This is a genomic window from Haloarchaeobius ordinarius (assembly GCF_051801355.1).
GTDB lineage: Archaea > Halobacteriota > Halobacteria > Halobacteriales > Natrialbaceae > Haloarchaeobius.
On the sequence record NZ_CP196560.1, the window covers coordinates 1,242,381 to 1,256,331 of the forward strand.

The window sequence follows — 13,951 nt, forward strand, 5'->3', positions numbered from 1 at the left end:
GGTCGTGAGGGTCGATCGTTGCCTCGCAGGTCGATACCGTCCGCGACCGCCCGGCGCAGTCGCTCCGGGTGTGATGTCCGAAGGGGAAAGAGCGGTGGATGTCCCCGCCCCTGAGAGTGGTGGATGCCTCTGAAGGGGTCGGGGTGCCTTCTGTCGCTCTCAGTCGAGCGTGGTGATGCGGAGTTCCGAGACGAGTTGCTTCTCGGGTCCGTGGCCGTTGCCGTTGTTGCCTCCGTTGCCGTTGTTGCCTCCGTTACCGTTGTTTCCTTTCTCGTCGTCGTCATCGTCGTGTCCGGGAACGTCGTCCGGCGGACCGCCCGAACTGTTGGTGCCGCCAGCCTTCCCGGGCTTGTCCTCGGGGGGACCACCCGCCTTGCCGGGTGCCTCGGACGGCGGCCCAGCGTGGTCAGGTGCGTTGCCGGGGTTGTGTGCCACGACCCACGACGCGATGAGTCGACCCGGTGCGGAGACGGACGAGTTGTTCGTCACCTCCTGCACGTACGACGTGAGCTTCAGCGAGAACTCGTTCATCGCGTCCTCGGAGCTCTGGGTCGAGTTGGTGGAGTTGGTAGTGTTCGTCGTGTTGGTGGAGTCGGTCGTATTCGTCGTGTTGGTGGAGTCGGTCGTATTCGTCGTGTTGGTGGAGTTGGTGGTGTTCGTCGTGTTGTCGTCGGTCGTGTTGTTGTCACCGACGAGGTCGCTGAGCGACGTCGTCGACGCGGTGCTCGTCTGCACCGTCGTCTCCGGTGACGTCGTCGCCGCTGCCGGGGCGACCGTCGCCACGAGCAGCACGAGCGTGCCCAACACCGCCAGTGTCGTCTTGGAGCGCATCACGACACAGCCTCTGGCCAGAACAGGGATAAACCCGTACTGACGTTCAGCCTCGTTCAGTCGGTTCACGGATTTCCGATTACGTGCCCAAACCGGTTAACTTGGTTCATAAACGGTACTCGTCGTTCGTTTCGCGGGATGGTGTATCGGTTTCAATCTACCACGAGAGTGTCACACATCCTATTGTTTCTTGACCGTCGCACCCGTTCGGTCCGGTATGTTCGGGGAACGGGGGGCGACGTCACCGATTGCACTGCTCCTGATGGCGGCGCTCGCGGTCGTGATGGTGGGGGCCGTCGGTGTCTTCGTCTTCGACGCGGTGCCGGGTGTGCTACAGGATCCTCCCGAGGCGTCGGTCGACGTGACGGTCGAGGCGAACGGCGCGAACGCGCAGACGCTCGTCTTCAGCCACCAGGGAGGGGACGCCCTGCCGGTCGGGGAGTTCGTGTTGTTCGTCGACGACGGTGGGTCGGTCTCGGCGGTCCCGCTGGCGACGTTCTCGCGCCGGTCGGCCGACAACGACGGGACCCTCCGCGCCGGTGAGGTGCTGGGGACGACGAACCTCGTGTCGAGTACGAGCGTGACGGTCCGCGTCGTCCACGAGCCATCGAACACGGTCGTCTCGACGGCGCGTGTACCGGTGCCGGATTCGTCGCCACAGGTCACGGACTTCGAGACGCGGGCCCCGACGAACACCTACGCCGGGAGTCAGAACGGGCAGGGCGAGACGACCGCCGAGGACGGCGGTGCGACGGTGACGATGCGAGGGAACCAGTGGCGGTACGTCGACCACGCCTACACGGTCACCCCGGATACCGTCCTCGCGTTCGAGTTCGACAGCACCGCGGAGGGCGACATCCACGGCATCGGACTGGAGACGGACGAGAACAGTCAGGACAACAGCCGCGTCGTCCAGGTGTTCGGCACGCAGAACTGGGGCGAGAACGTCAGTCAGTTCTCGGGACTGGAGTACTACGAACTGGGCGACGGCTGGGTCCGCTACGAGGTCCCCATCGGGCAACTGTACACCGGGCCGACCGACTACCTCGTCTTCGTCACCGACTGCGACCCCACGTCGGCGGTCGCGTCGGGGACGCCCGACGGGAAGTGCAAGTCACTGACCGCAGCGGGCGACCCGGATGCTGTCTCGCGGTTCCGGAACGTCAGGGTGTACGAGAACACGACCTCGCCGTCGATTCAGACAGCCCCGGCGACGGTCGGAAACTGACTCAGGCGCGGTCGACCAGTGCGGTCGCGTGTTCCTGAGCGTCCGCTTTCACGCGCTCTTCGTCCAGCGTCAGGACCTCACGGTCACGCATCAGGACCTGTCCGTCGCACATCGTGTGGCGGACATCGGCCCCCGAAGCGGCGTAGACGAGGTGGCTCACGAGGTCGTGAGTGGGGGTCAGGTGCGGCGCGTCGAGGTCGAGCACGACGAGGTCGGCGACCGCACCTGGTTCGATGCGACCACCCGGAAGACCCGCCGCGGCGGCGCTGCCTTCGGTGGCCATCCGGACCACGGCCTCGGCGGGGACGGCGCTGGCGTCGTCGGCCGCGAGCTTGCCGAGCATGGCGGCGTCGCGCATCTCGTCGAACATCGAGAGGTCGTTGTTCGAGGCGGCCCCGTCGGTGCCCAGGCCGACGGTGACACCGGCGTCGAGCATGTCCTGGACCGGAGCCATCCCGGAGGCGAGTTTCATGTTCGAAGCCGGGCAGTGGACGACCGCGGCACCGGTCTCGGCGAGCAGTTCGTGTTCGGTCGCGTCGGTGTGGACGCCGTGGGCGAGGAAGTCCCCGGCTTCGAGCAGGCCGTGCTCGCGGGCGAACTCCAGGGGTCGCATCCCGTGTTCTTCGACGATGGGCGAGACCTCGTCGGCGGTCTCGTTCGCGTGAATGTGGACCGGGACGCCTGCTTCGCGGGCCTGTGGGACGTACTCGTCGAGGAACTCGGTCCCGACCGTCGTCAGCGAGTGCGGCATGAACGCGGTGCGGACCCGACCGTCGGCCGCGCCGTCGAACTCTTTTGCGACCCGGATGCTCTCTGCTGCGTCGTCGTGGGCGGTGTCCGCCTCCTTCGCGATGGTGACGACGCCGTGGCCGACGCGGGCGCGCATGCCGGCCGCGTCGATGGCGTCGACGATTTCGGGGACCTGGAAGTACATGTCCGCGAAGGCGGTCGTGCCCGTCTTTATCATCTCTAACATGCCGAGTTCCGCGCCGACGCGCACGTCCTCGGGCGTCAGCGCGGCCTCCGCCGGCCAGATGTCCTCCTGGAGCCAGGCGTCGAGTTTCTTGTCGTCGGCGTAGCCCCGGAGCAAGGTCATCGCGACGTGTGTGTGGGCGTTCACGAGGCCGGGCACGACGAGTCCGCCGGCGGCGTCGAGTTCGTCGTCGCCGGTCAGACCGTCGCCGAGTTCGAGAATCTCCCCGCTCTCTGTGTCGACCAGTACGTCTGTCCGTCGAATCGTCAGGTCGGGCAAGAGGACCTGCCCGCCGCTGATGACGCGTTCCATGCCCCGCGGTTTTGCCCCCGCGGGCATGACTCCATCGGCACGATTTTTCCACCCGGCGGCCGAACGACCGGACATGTCCGCCGCCAGTGACCCCGCAGACGCCGCGGCCGAGTCCAGCGAGGGCGACCCGGAGACACCGCCACCTCGCGACGACGCTCCCGCCCACGACGCCCCACCTTCGTGGACGACCGACGCCCTCCGGCTGGCGTGGCGCGAGCACCGCCCCTACGTCGGCTTCTCGGTCGCCTCGTTCGTCGTCGGTATCGTCGTTGGCGTCGGCCTCTACGCGTCGGGATTCGACCTGTTCGCCGCGATGGGTCTCGAATCGCTCGGTGACGTCCTCCCCGAGGACCCGACCGCGACGTTCATCTTCCTCAACAACACCCGGGTGTTCTTCATCTTCATCCTCGGCGCACTCACCGGGGGCTTGCTCACGCTCGCCGGCCTGCTGTTCAACGGCGTCCTCGTCGGCTACGTCGCCGCTGGCGCGGCCGCACAGGTCGGGCCCGCGTTCGTCCTGCTCGCGCTCGCTCCCCACGGCGTCCTCGAACTCCCGGCGCTGTTCGTCGCCAGTTCGGTCGGTTTCCGCATCATCGGCGTCGTGGTTACCTACGTCCTCGACCGGCGCGACCACCTCTGGACCCGCGCCGAGGTGAACCGAACGCTCTTGCTCGTGCTCGTCGCGTGGGTCACACTCGGGGTCGCCGCGGTCATCGAGATGCACGTGACGACGTGGCTGCTCGAGCAGGTGTTCGGGGCCTCGCCCGTGTGAACCGGCAAGTCACGAACAGAGGGAAAGGCAATTCCCTTCTGCCCGCAAATCCCCGGCAAATGCGAATCGCGGTGCCTAACAAGGGCCGACTGCACGACCCGACCATCGATCTGCTGGAACGTGCGGGCCTCCACGTCGTCGACGGTGCGGACCGGAAATTGTACGCCGACACGGTCGACCCGGACGTGTCGCTGCTGTTCGCCCGCGCCGCGGACATCCCCGAGTACGTCGCCGACGGGGCGGCCGATTTGGGAATCACGGGACTGGACCAGGTGTCGGAGGCCGGCGTCGAAATCGAGGACCTGCTGGACCTCGGCTTCGGACAGTGTCGCCTCGTGCTCGCCGCGCCGGAGGACGACGACACCATCGAGACCCCCTACGACCTCGAAGGCCGGACCGTTGCGACCGAGTTCCCGCGTATCACCCGGAACTACTTCGAGGAGCGTGACATCCCGGTCGACATCGCCGAGGTGACCGGTGCGACCGAACTCACGCCACACGTCGACATGGCCGACGCCATCGTCGACATCACCAGCACGGGGACGACCCTGCGGATGAACCGGCTGGGAATCATCGACGAGGTGCTGCAGTCGTCGGTCCGGCTGTTCGCCCGGCCGGACGTCGTGGGTGAGGAGAAGGTCGACCAGATTCGGATGGCGCTCAACTCCGTGCTCACGGCCGACGGGAAGCGCTACCTGATGATGAACGCGCCCGAGGACAGACTCGACCGCATCCGGGAGGTCATCCCCGGCATGGGCGGCCCGACCGTCATGGACATCGCGGGCACCGACAAGGTCGCGGTCCACGCCGTCGTCGACGAGCGCGACATCTTCGAGACCATCAACAGGGTCAAACAGGAGGGTGCGAGCGACGTACTGGTGACCGAGATAGAGCGACTGGTCGAGTAACCGTTCTCCCTTCTCCCGCGTTACTTCCCGGCCTGCGAGAACAGCACCTGCGCCACGCCGATGGCCCCGACCACCACCGACTGTGTGACGAGGTTCTCACTCGACGTGTCCTGCTGGAGGAAGAGCACGATAGCGGCGACGATGGGGGCGAACCAGACCGCCGCCAGCACAGGGTTCTCCAGCACCTGCGACGCGACGGCGACGGCGAGACCGAGGACCACCAGCGCGGCGAGCAGGCCGTCGCTCGGGTAGGTCTGGGTCGCGCCGACGGCGAAGATGACGACTGCTGCCAGCATGAACGAGAGGCCGCCGCGGGCGATGCCGGTGCGCTGGGACTGTTCCATACCCGGACTGCGACGGTGAGCGACAAAAACCTCGTTATGTCGGCGCAGTCGACAGCAGCGTGAACAGGTTGAAGAGCGTGAACCCGAGGATGACCGCGACGGTGTAGTGGATGACCGCGACGAAGGCGGTCCCGCGCCGGTCGAGGTCGTACACCCAGTTGATGAGGAAGGCGTCGAGCACGAGCAACACCAGAATCACGACCGCCGGGCCGCGGCGCTGGAGCAACAGCGAGACGGCAGCGAGGATGGGGCCGACGAGGAACGCGCGTTTGACCGGCACGTCCCCGAGGACGTTCCGTGCGGCGATGTGCAGGGTCACCGCGTAGAAGAGCGCGGCGACGAGGAACGTGCCGAGAAACGCCACTGGCGTGCCGGTGGCTGGGTCGAGTTGCGCGGGAATGAGCATAGAGGCGCTACGAGGGCCGGTGGTTTGTGCCCTGCTATTCCAGCAGGCCGAGGTCCTCGAGGCGCGAGACGATCTTGTCGACGGCGTGCTCGGCGTCGACGGGCTTCTTGCCGCCGGTGATGACGAGCTTGCCGGAGCCGAACAGGAGCGCGACGACTTTCGGCTCGTCGAGGCGGTAGACGAGGCCGGGGAACTGTTCGGGTTCGTACTCGATGTTCTCCAGACCGAGACCGATGGCGATGGCGTTCAGGTTGAGGTTACGCCCGAGGTCCGCGCTCGTGACGATGTTCTGGACGACGATTTCGGGGTCCTCGTTCACCTGGATGTTCAGCTCGCGGAGCTTGTCGAAGACGATGCGGAGGCTCTCGTGGACGTCGTCGGTGCTCTTTGCGCCTGTGCAGACGATCTTACCAGAACGGAAGATGAGGGCCGCAGACTTCGGGTCCTGCGTGCGGTAGACGAGGCCGGGGAACTGCTCCGGGTCGTAGTCCGCACCTTCGAGGTCCATGGCGACGCTCTGGAGGTCGAGCTCCTGGCCGATGCCGGTCGACGCGACCACGTTTTCGATATTGATGGTCTCCTTGGGGTCGGTCATATCTCGACTTAAAAGTCGTATTTAAGGTTTATAAAGGTTGGTGCCGTGTCCGCGTATCCCCCGAAACCGACCGACGTGAGAGGGCTCTGAGACGGGGAGAACCCTCGAATATTGCCGGTATAAGCGCGACTTGAAGGGTTCTAGAGGGGGGGCTGACAGGTCGCGCGCGGAGCAGTCGGCCCCTTATGACTGGCGCGCGGTCGGCCTGGGCCCGGGAGGCCACCCCGTTCGGTGCGCGCCGCATCACAATCGTATTGAGTCACAGCCGAGTACTGGCAGGCGTGTACCTGCTGGAACTCGGCGGCGAGGACGACGCCTTCGCCGCCCGCGAGGCCGCCAACGCGGCGACGGGCATCGACCGCATCGGCGTCGGGCTCGCGACGGCCGGAAGCGTCGCACCCGACCGCGTGCGTGGCCTCGCCTACACGCATCGCGTGAGCGAACTCGTCGGCCGGACCGATGCGGACATCGACAGCGCCGTCACCTTGCTCGACGCGGCCGGTATCGACCGCGAGGGAAGCGTCGCGGTGCGTGCCCGGGACGTGCGCGGTGCGACCGGCATCTCGACCAGCGACGCCGAGCGCGCACTCGGCCAGGTCCTCGTCGACCGGGGCTTCACCGTGGACCTCGACGACCCGGACCACGAGTTACGCGCGGTGTTCGCGCCACTCGAAGAACCCGACGACGAGCAGCCCCCCGACGACGCCGAGCCCGCGGCGGGCGAAGCGGGCGTCTGTGCCCTCGGCTGGCTCGAAGTCGAATCGGTCCGCGACTTCGGCGACCGCATGCCGACCGACAAGCCGTTCTTCCAGCCGGGAAGCATGGACCCCCTGCTCGCCCGCGCCGTGGTCAACATCGCCGGCGCGGCCCCGGGCCAGCGCCTGCTCGACCCCATGTGTGGAACCGGGGGCGTCCTCGTCGAGGCCGGTCTCGTCGGCGCGGACGTGGTCGGGACCGACGCCCAGGAGAAGATGGTTCGGGGCGCGACCGAGAACCTCTCGCACTTCCTGGACACGCCGACATCCGCCATCGGCGACCCGGGCGAGTGGCACGTCTGCCGGGGCGACGCGACACGCCTCCCCCTGCGCGACGACGCAGTCGACGCGGTCGTCTTCGACGCACCATACGGTCGCCAGTCGAAGATAGAGACCCACGCCCTCGACGACCTCGTCGCCGGTGCGCTCACCGAGGCACGCCGGGTCGCGGACCGCTGTGTCGTCGTGGCGGACCGTTCGTGGGTCACCCAGGCCCGCGACGCTGGCTGGACCGTACAGGAGACGTTCGAGCGTCGGGTCCACCGGTCACTGACCCGGTACGTCGTCGTGCTGTCGGCAGATTAGCGACTGGACCGGTTCGCCAGCGCCCGTTCCAGCCGTTTTTCGTCCTCGTCGTTCTCGACGGTCAGCTCCGGCACCCGAGCCGGTTTCCCGTCCTCGTCCAGTGCGACGAACGTAAAGCAGGCGCTCGTGGTCTGCTGGCGCTCGCCGGTCCGCGGATTCTCACGGAATGCCCGCAGGAACACCTGCGCGCTGGTCCGGCCCGCCTGGAAGACGTACGACTCGATGAGCGCCGTCTCCCCGACGGGGATGGGAAGCTCGAAGGAGAACTCGTCGACCGCGGCCGTGACGCAGTTTTTCCCGGAAAACCGCATCGCCGACATCGCACCCACCTCGTCCATCCACTTCATGAGGTTCCCGCCGTGGACCGCCCCGTAGTTGTTCGCGTGGTTGGGCTGGACGCGCTGGCGGTTCAGGATGTACGTCTCCGAGAGTGACGGCATACTTCCCTATTCGCGTGACGACGGCAAGAGTCCTCGCCAGGATTCAAATACGAGAACGGGGCGAAGGCCGGTGTGACCTGAGTGTCGCCGTCGCGCGGTCGAGGCGGGTGTGTGGCCACCCCGCGACGGTTCGAAACCGGCCGCCTGTTCGCCAGCACGCGATAGCTTCGGCTCCAGCCCTGTGAGACCACGAAAGAAACCGGTCGTTCAGGCCGTCCCGCGGCCCAGCTCCGCCAGCAGGTGCGAGAGGTGTACCCGGTCGGAGGTCCCCTCGCTCATGTCCACGTCTATCTCGCCTGCGAGTTCGTGGAGCCGTGCCAGCCGGTCGCCGTCGTAGCGCTTGCGAGCCACCCGGAGAATCGAGTCCAGCACCTCCTGCCCGCTGTAGCCCTCGTCGACGAGCAGGTCGTCCAACGTGCTGCGGGCGTCGGTGAACTCGCCAGCCTCGGCGTCGTCGAGCATCGACTGGATGACGTCCTCGTCACCGACCTCGCCGATGGTCTCGTAGGCGGTCTGCATCGTCACCTCGCCCTCGTTCGTGTACACGGTCTGCGTGGCCAGGATGGCCTCGCGGAGGTCGCCCTCGGCGTAGCCCGCGACGTACTGCAGGCCGTCGTCCTCGTAGTCGACGCCTTCGGCCTCGACGATGTTCCGGAGGACCGAGACCGTCTCCTCGTTCGTCGCGGCCCGGAACGACACCGGGAAACAGCGCGAGCGAATCGGTGGGATGAGTTTCGTCGGCTGACGCGTACAGATGACGAACTGGGTCGTCCGGTGGTAGCGCTCCATCACCCGGCGCAGCGCCTGCTGGAAGTCGACGCGGATGTCCTCTGCGTTGTCGAGCACGACGGTCTTGTACGTCCCCGAGACCGGTGCGTAGCTCGCCGACTCCTTGAGGACGTGGTTTATCATGTCGCGCTTTGAGAGGTCGGACTTGCCGACGAGGAACGACTCGAACCGCGGGTCGTTCTTGATCTCGGTCTTCGTCCGCCCGAAGAAGTCCGCGACGTTGATCTCCACGAGGTCGTTGTCGGGGTCGTCGTGGGACTCGCGAGCGAGTGCCCGCACTGCTGCGGTCTTGCCACTCCCGGGCGGGCCGTGGAGGATGAGATTCATCGGTTCTGAGACGGCCTTCTCGAGGTACTCGCGGGCCTCGTCCTGGGGGAGGTCCGCGAGGTCCGGGGCGTGTGCGTCGGTCCACAGCGGCGCGTCCATCACGCACCGCTATGGGCGGGTCGGGTAAGAATCGGTCGGATTCCCGACCGCAGAGCGGGTGGCCGCTAGAAGAGGGTGACGATGGCGTTGTTGCCGTTCCCGTTGCCGTTTCCGGCGTTACCCTTCACTGTCGTCTCGATTTCGGCTTCCGCGTCGCCGTTCGTGACTGTCACTTCGAGTTCGTCGACGTCGGGCACGTCGATGGTGAACGTGCCGTCGGCATCGGTCTCACCGACCAACTCGCCGTTGACGGTCACGTTTGCGCCTTCGACTGCTCCGTCCGCGTTCGTGACGGTGAGCGTCACCGTCTCGCCGGCCTTGACCTGGCCCTGCAGTTCGGCGGTCAGTTCGGTGGCGGACTCGGACTCCTCGCTGTCGTCGCCATCGTTGGCCTCGTCTTTGCCGTTCACCTTCTCGTCCTCGTCGTCGCTCTCGTCGTCGACGTCGTCTATCTCGACCTGGTCGCCAGTGCCGGATTCGCCGATGACCGGGCGGAGGACGTACTTGCCCGAGTTCCCGGCCTTGTGAATCATGATGTCGAACACGAAGTCGACCTCTTCACCCTGCTGGACGGTGAACGCCTTGTTTATCTGGAGCTTCCCGCTCGGGAGCTTGACGTTCACCTTCTCGCCGTTCTTCAGCGTCCCTTCGACGTTGCTGACGTAGACGAACACCTTGTCGTACTCGCCGGATTCGACGCTGAAGTTGGCGAGTTTGGAGGCGTTCGCGCCCTTCAGCTCGGTCAGGTCGACGGTCTTCTTGTCGACGGTGTGAGTCGTCCAGCCGTCCTCAGACTCGGATTCGTCGGACTCGGTTTCGGACTCCGCTGTCTCGGTCTCGGTTTCTCCGTCGGTCTCGTTGTCGGTCTCGTCGTCCTCCTGTTTCGCGTCGATGGACTGTTCGCTCGTCGTGTCCGTCGCGGACATGACGGTCGTCTCGTTCGGTTCCTCGGCGGTCATCGTCGAGGTTTCCGTTGACGTGTCCGTCGAGGGGTCCGTCGCGGTTTCGGTCTCGGTGGTGGTGGACTCGGTTTCGGTGGATTCAGTCCCCGTCTCGTTCTCGGACTCGGACGACTCGGTGTCGCTGCCGTCGATGTCCCCGGTCTTCCGGAGCCCGACCTCGGTGATGGTCACGTTCAGGTGTTCGAAGTCTTCGATAGCGCCCGGGCGGTCGCTCACGTAAAAGGACATCGTGGCGTCGCCCGAACTACCGGAGCCGGAACCGTCGGTTGCTGTACTGTCACTGTTCGGGGCGGCTGTCTGCGTGCCGTCGACTGTGGCACCCATGCAGCCAGCGGTCACGAGCAAGGCGGCCATCGCGAGTGCCGCCAGGACGTTCGATCGCGTCATTACACTGCCGTCTCCGTCTTTGGACCTGATAAACCGGCGACTCCGTTCCGGACCGTTCGGTTTATTTCGCCGATATCGGCGGTATTGAACAGTGCTGAACGGTTCTGGTTCCTCTCCGTTTTCTGCCACGGTGGGCGTCGGTCGATTCGACACCGGTTTTACGCTCCCGGGCGGACGGATTGGTATGTCGCTTCGCGTGACGTTCCTCGGCACCAGTGGGGCCGTACCGACGACCCAGCGCAACCCGTCGGCCATCTACTGCCAGCGCGAGGGTGAAGGGTTCCTGTTCGACTGCGCAGAGGGTACCCAGCGCCAGATGATGCGCTTCGGTACCGGGTTCGGTATCGACCACATCTTCGTCACGCACACGCACGGGGACCACGTCCTCGGCATTCCTGGCCTCCTCCAGACGATGGACTTCAACGAGCGCGACGACGCACTCGCCATCCACTGTCCCGCCGGCGAGCGCCGACTCCTCGAGGGGCTCGTCCGGGCGACCGGTACCCGCCCGTCGTTCCCGGTTCGAGTCCACGAAGTGACGGCTGGTGACGTGGCTCTCGAGCGCGACGAGTACGAGATTCGCGTCTTCGACGTGGAACATCGCACGAACGCGGTCGGCTACGCGCTGGTCGAGGACGACCGGAAAGGCCGGTTCGACCGCGAGCACGCCGAAGAACTCGGGGTCCCGGTCGGACCGAAGTTCTCACAACTGCACGAGGGGAACCCGGTGGAACTCGACGATGGGACCGTCGTCCACCCGGAAGAGGTCGTCGGCGACCCGCGCCCCGGCCGCCGGTTCGTCTACACCGGTGACACGGAGCCAGTGGCAGCCACGGCCGAGACCGCCGAGAACGCCGACCTGCTGGTCCACGACGCGACGTTCGCAGAGGACCGGCGCGACCGGGCAGGGCAGACTGGCCACTCGACGGCGAAGCAGGCCGCGGAACTCGCCCGCCGAGCCGGCGTCAAGCGCCTCGCACTCACGCACATCTCCTCGCGCTACGCGAACGACACGTCGGCCCACGAGCAGGAGGCGAGCGAGGTGTTCGACGGCGAGGTACTCGTCCCCGACGACGGGGACACGGTCGAGATACCGTACCCGGACGGGGAGTGAGGGATTCACACGACACACGATTCTTTTAGCCGTCGCCGGCCGCAGTCTCACTCATGCCACACGAGTTCCACATCGTGGACGTGTTCGCGACCGAGCGGTATGCCGGGAACCAGCTGGCGGTCGTCACGGACGCGGGCGACCTCACCGACGAGACGATGCAGGCCATCGCACGCGAGTTCGGCTACTCGGAGACGACGTTCGTCGAAGGTCGGGACGACGGCGGCTGGCACGTTCGTATCTTCACGCCGGCAGAAGAGATTCCCTTCGCAGGTCATCCGACGCTCGGGACGGCGTGGGTCATCCGCGAGCACCTGGCGTCGGGACACCCGGACCCCGTCGTGCTTCACCTCGGCGTCGGCGACGTACCGGTCCGCGTCGAAGACGGGACGCTCTGGATGACACAGCAGGCACCGACGTTCGGGCGGGAGTTCGGCCGCGACGAGGCGGCGGGTACCCTCGGCCTCGACCCAGCATCGATGCGCGACGACCTGCCGGTACAGGCCGTCTCGACCGGGCTCCCGACTATCGTCGTCCCGCTCCGGGACCGGGCTGCACTGGAAACCATCGAGGTGGACCGTCCGGCCTACGACCGCCTGACGGCGGACCACGACGCCAAGAACGTGCTGGCGTTCTGCCCCGAGCCGCGGGACGAGGCCCACGACTACGCAGCCCGGGTGTTCGCCCCGTACTACGACGTGCCGGAGGACCCCGCGACTGGCTCGTCGAACGGCTGTCTGGCGGGGTACCTCGCGCGGCACGTCGGTCCGGTCGATGCGGTGGTGGAACAGGGCTACGAGATGGGGCGCCCGTCGCTGCTCGAACTCCGGGCACGCGAGGGTGGAGACGGGGATGCTGACGAAAACACAGACGAAGTCCACGTCGAGGTCGGCGGCGACGTCGTCCACGTCGCGGACGGAACCCTACGCTGAGTCCTCGTCGAGCGAGAACAGGTCCTCGATGCGACAGTCGAACTCGGCGGCGAGTTTGAACGCGAGTTCGAGGCTCGGGTCGTACCGTCCGCGCTCGATGGCGTTGATGCTCTGGCGGGTGACGCCGACGGCGCTGGCGAGGTCGCCCTGGGTCATGTCGCGCGCTTCGCGGCGCTCGCGGACGCTGTTTTTCATGTCTGTCGACGCTCCAGCAGGAGGAAGCCAGCCCAGACCGCGTAGATGGCGAAGACGAGTGCGCCCATGTGCGAGAGCCAGGTGGGGAACGGGACGACCTCGAGCGCGTCCAGCGCAGCCATCGTCGGGAAGGTGATTCCAGCAGCGAGGCCGAACAGTTGCAGCGTCCGGGCGCTGGCACGTCCGAGTATCTGCCCGTCGCGTTCGTCGAACAGCGGGCCACTGTAGCGGTGGTGCAGGACGATGGCCGAGACGCCGAAGACGCCGTAGGCTGCCGCGCCGACCGCCGCGTACCCCGCCACGGCGAGGCCGAAGAACGCGGCCGTCGCCACGAGCCAGAGACCGACGTAGGCGAGCCGGTAGCGCGATTCGTCGAGAGCCGTTGCCATAGCTGTCACGTCCCGGTTTCAGCGGATAACGGTTCTGGTCGCTCGTGGCGGTGCTCGCGCTTGCCCCGGCGTCAGGTCGCGACCGTCACGGGTTCGACCGGCCCACCGGCGCGTCGCCAGCCGTCGAAGCCGTCTTCGAGGCTGATGACGTGCGGGAAGCCCATCTCGACGGCGCTCTTGGCGGCGAGGGCGGCTCTGCTCCCGCCGGCCGAGTAGAAGACCAGTTCTTTCGTCGGGTCGATGGCGTCGATGGCGTGTGGGCTCTTCGGGTCGAGGTAGAACTCCAGCATCCCGCGCGAGGCGTGTATCGCGTCGGGAATCTTCCCGGTGCGGCGGAGTTCCACCGCGTCGCGAACGTCGACGAACAGGACGTCGTCGTCGCCGAACCGTGCCAGTGCCTCGGTCGGCTTGTACGCTCGGACCGCCGCTTTCGCTTCCGCGACCAGTTCTCGATACCCCTTCGTCAGCGCCACCTGCTGGCGGCGTCCCCCCTGTTCACTGGACATACCTGTGTCTAGTGTAGACGCGCCGCACGGAGATAGCTCCGTCCCCGTCCCGATGCGGAGTGGCCACACGGGGGTACCACACCGAGTGGGGCCGACCTGCCGCGC

General features: G+C 66.6%; 18 protein-coding genes. 7 read left to right on the forward strand and 11 right to left on the reverse strand.

Features of this window, described 5'->3' with window-relative positions:
- Nucleotides 1–159: 159 nt before the first annotated feature.
- A complete protein-coding gene (locus ACSC1R_RS06440) occupies nt 160–531 on the reverse strand; it encodes a hypothetical protein (protein ID WP_439028254.1) in 372 nt (123 codons plus the stop codon).
- On the opposite strand from ACSC1R_RS06440, the gene ACSC1R_RS06445 reads away from it, so the two are divergent.
- Both ACSC1R_RS06445 and ACSC1R_RS06450 read left to right on the forward strand, forming a co-directional pair.
- Nucleotides 506–874 (forward strand): hypothetical protein, encoded by a 369-nt coding sequence (locus tag ACSC1R_RS06445; protein WP_439028255.1) that lies wholly within the window; start codon nt 506–508, stop codon nt 872–874. The genes ACSC1R_RS06440 and ACSC1R_RS06445 overlap by 26 nt on opposite strands.
- Nucleotides 875–1,048: 174 nt before the next feature.
- On the forward strand, nt 1,049–2,059 hold the full coding sequence (locus ACSC1R_RS06450) for a type IV pilin (protein ID WP_439028256.1): 1,011 nt from the start codon (nt 1,049–1,051) through the stop codon (nt 2,057–2,059).
- Between the two features lies 1 nt (nt 2,060).
- Here the strand turns inward: ACSC1R_RS06450 and ACSC1R_RS06455 are convergent, their stop codons facing one another.
- On the reverse strand, nt 2,061–3,344 hold the full coding sequence (locus ACSC1R_RS06455) for an amidohydrolase (RefSeq protein WP_439028257.1): 1,284 nt from the start codon (nt 3,342–3,344) through the stop codon (nt 2,061–2,063).
- 73 nt (nt 3,345–3,417) lie between these two features.
- On the opposite strand from ACSC1R_RS06455, the gene ACSC1R_RS06460 reads away from it, so the two are divergent.
- On the forward strand, nt 3,418–4,116 hold the full coding sequence (locus tag ACSC1R_RS06460; RefSeq protein WP_439028258.1) for a stage II sporulation protein M: 699 nt from the start codon (nt 3,418–3,420) through the stop codon (nt 4,114–4,116).
- A gap of 59 nt (nt 4,117–4,175) precedes the next feature.
- Nucleotides 4,176–5,024 carry an ATP phosphoribosyltransferase gene (hisG, locus tag ACSC1R_RS06465; protein WP_439028259.1) on the forward strand — a complete coding sequence of 283 codons (849 nt, stop codon included), beginning with the start codon at nt 4,176–4,178 and terminating at the stop codon, nt 5,022–5,024.
- A 20-nt stretch (nt 5,025–5,044) separates the two neighbouring features.
- Here the strand turns inward: hisG and ACSC1R_RS06470 are convergent, their stop codons facing one another.
- From ACSC1R_RS06470 to ACSC1R_RS06480, 3 genes are read right to left on the reverse strand one after another with little or no spacing between them, the layout of a single operon-like run.
- Entirely contained in the window at nt 5,045–5,368 is a 324-nt protein-coding gene (locus tag ACSC1R_RS06470) for a hypothetical protein (protein WP_439028260.1), read from the reverse strand.
- 34 nt (nt 5,369–5,402) lie between these two features.
- Nucleotides 5,403–5,774 carry a DUF7473 family protein gene (locus ACSC1R_RS06475; RefSeq protein ID WP_439028261.1) on the reverse strand — a complete coding sequence of 124 codons (372 nt, stop codon included), beginning with the start codon at nt 5,772–5,774 and terminating at the stop codon, nt 5,403–5,405.
- A 34-nt stretch (nt 5,775–5,808) separates the two neighbouring features.
- Nucleotides 5,809–6,369 carry a TATA-box-binding protein gene (locus ACSC1R_RS06480; RefSeq protein ID WP_267641618.1) on the reverse strand — a complete coding sequence of 187 codons (561 nt, stop codon included), beginning with the start codon at nt 6,367–6,369 and terminating at the stop codon, nt 5,809–5,811.
- A 281-nt stretch (nt 6,370–6,650) separates the two neighbouring features.
- On the opposite strand from ACSC1R_RS06480, the gene ACSC1R_RS06485 reads away from it, so the two are divergent.
- Nucleotides 6,651–7,709 carry a methyltransferase domain-containing protein gene (locus tag ACSC1R_RS06485; protein WP_439028760.1) on the forward strand — a complete coding sequence of 353 codons (1,059 nt, stop codon included), beginning with the start codon at nt 6,651–6,653 and terminating at the stop codon, nt 7,707–7,709.
- On the opposite strand, the gene ACSC1R_RS06490 is transcribed toward ACSC1R_RS06485, so the two are convergent.
- The 3 genes from ACSC1R_RS06490 to ACSC1R_RS06500 form a co-directional block, all read right to left on the reverse strand.
- Complete coding sequence (locus tag ACSC1R_RS06490; protein WP_439028262.1) at nt 7,706–8,149, reverse strand: acyl-CoA thioesterase; 444 nt, start codon at nt 8,147–8,149, stop codon at nt 7,706–7,708. The two genes, ACSC1R_RS06485 and ACSC1R_RS06490, sit on opposite strands and share 4 nt — an antisense overlap.
- 207 nt (nt 8,150–8,356) lie before the next feature.
- Entirely contained in the window at nt 8,357–9,364 is a 1,008-nt protein-coding gene (locus tag ACSC1R_RS06495; RefSeq protein ID WP_439028263.1) for an AAA family ATPase, read from the reverse strand.
- Between the two features lie 65 nt (nt 9,365–9,429).
- Nucleotides 9,430–10,713 carry a DUF4382 domain-containing protein gene (locus ACSC1R_RS06500; RefSeq protein WP_439028264.1) on the reverse strand — a complete coding sequence of 428 codons (1,284 nt, stop codon included), beginning with the start codon at nt 10,711–10,713 and terminating at the stop codon, nt 9,430–9,432.
- A 184-nt stretch (nt 10,714–10,897) separates the two neighbouring features.
- Between ACSC1R_RS06500 and rnz the strand changes: the two genes are divergently transcribed.
- Both rnz and ACSC1R_RS06510 read left to right on the forward strand, forming a co-directional pair.
- Nucleotides 10,898–11,827: a ribonuclease Z gene (rnz, locus tag ACSC1R_RS06505; protein ID WP_439028265.1), complete on the forward strand. Its 930-nt coding sequence runs from the start codon at nt 10,898–10,900 to the stop codon at nt 11,825–11,827.
- Between the two features lie 53 nt (nt 11,828–11,880).
- Complete coding sequence (locus ACSC1R_RS06510; RefSeq protein WP_439028266.1) at nt 11,881–12,756, forward strand: PhzF family phenazine biosynthesis protein; 876 nt, start codon at nt 11,881–11,883, stop codon at nt 12,754–12,756.
- Here ACSC1R_RS06510 and ACSC1R_RS06515 read toward each other — a convergent pair.
- The 3 genes from ACSC1R_RS06515 to ACSC1R_RS06525 form a co-directional block, all read right to left on the reverse strand.
- Nucleotides 12,748–12,951, reverse strand: coding sequence for a helix-turn-helix transcriptional regulator (locus ACSC1R_RS06515; protein WP_439028267.1), 204 nt, complete (start codon nt 12,949–12,951; stop codon nt 12,748–12,750). The two genes, ACSC1R_RS06510 and ACSC1R_RS06515, sit on opposite strands and share 9 nt — an antisense overlap.
- Entirely contained in the window at nt 12,948–13,340 is a 393-nt protein-coding gene (locus ACSC1R_RS06520) for a DUF2178 domain-containing protein (protein WP_439028268.1), read from the reverse strand. The genes ACSC1R_RS06515 and ACSC1R_RS06520 overlap by 4 nt, the downstream gene beginning before the upstream one ends.
- A 71-nt stretch (nt 13,341–13,411) precedes the next feature.
- Entirely contained in the window at nt 13,412–13,846 is a 435-nt protein-coding gene (locus ACSC1R_RS06525; protein WP_439028269.1) for a rhodanese-like domain-containing protein, read from the reverse strand.
- Between the last annotated feature and the right edge of the window lie 105 nt (nt 13,847–13,951).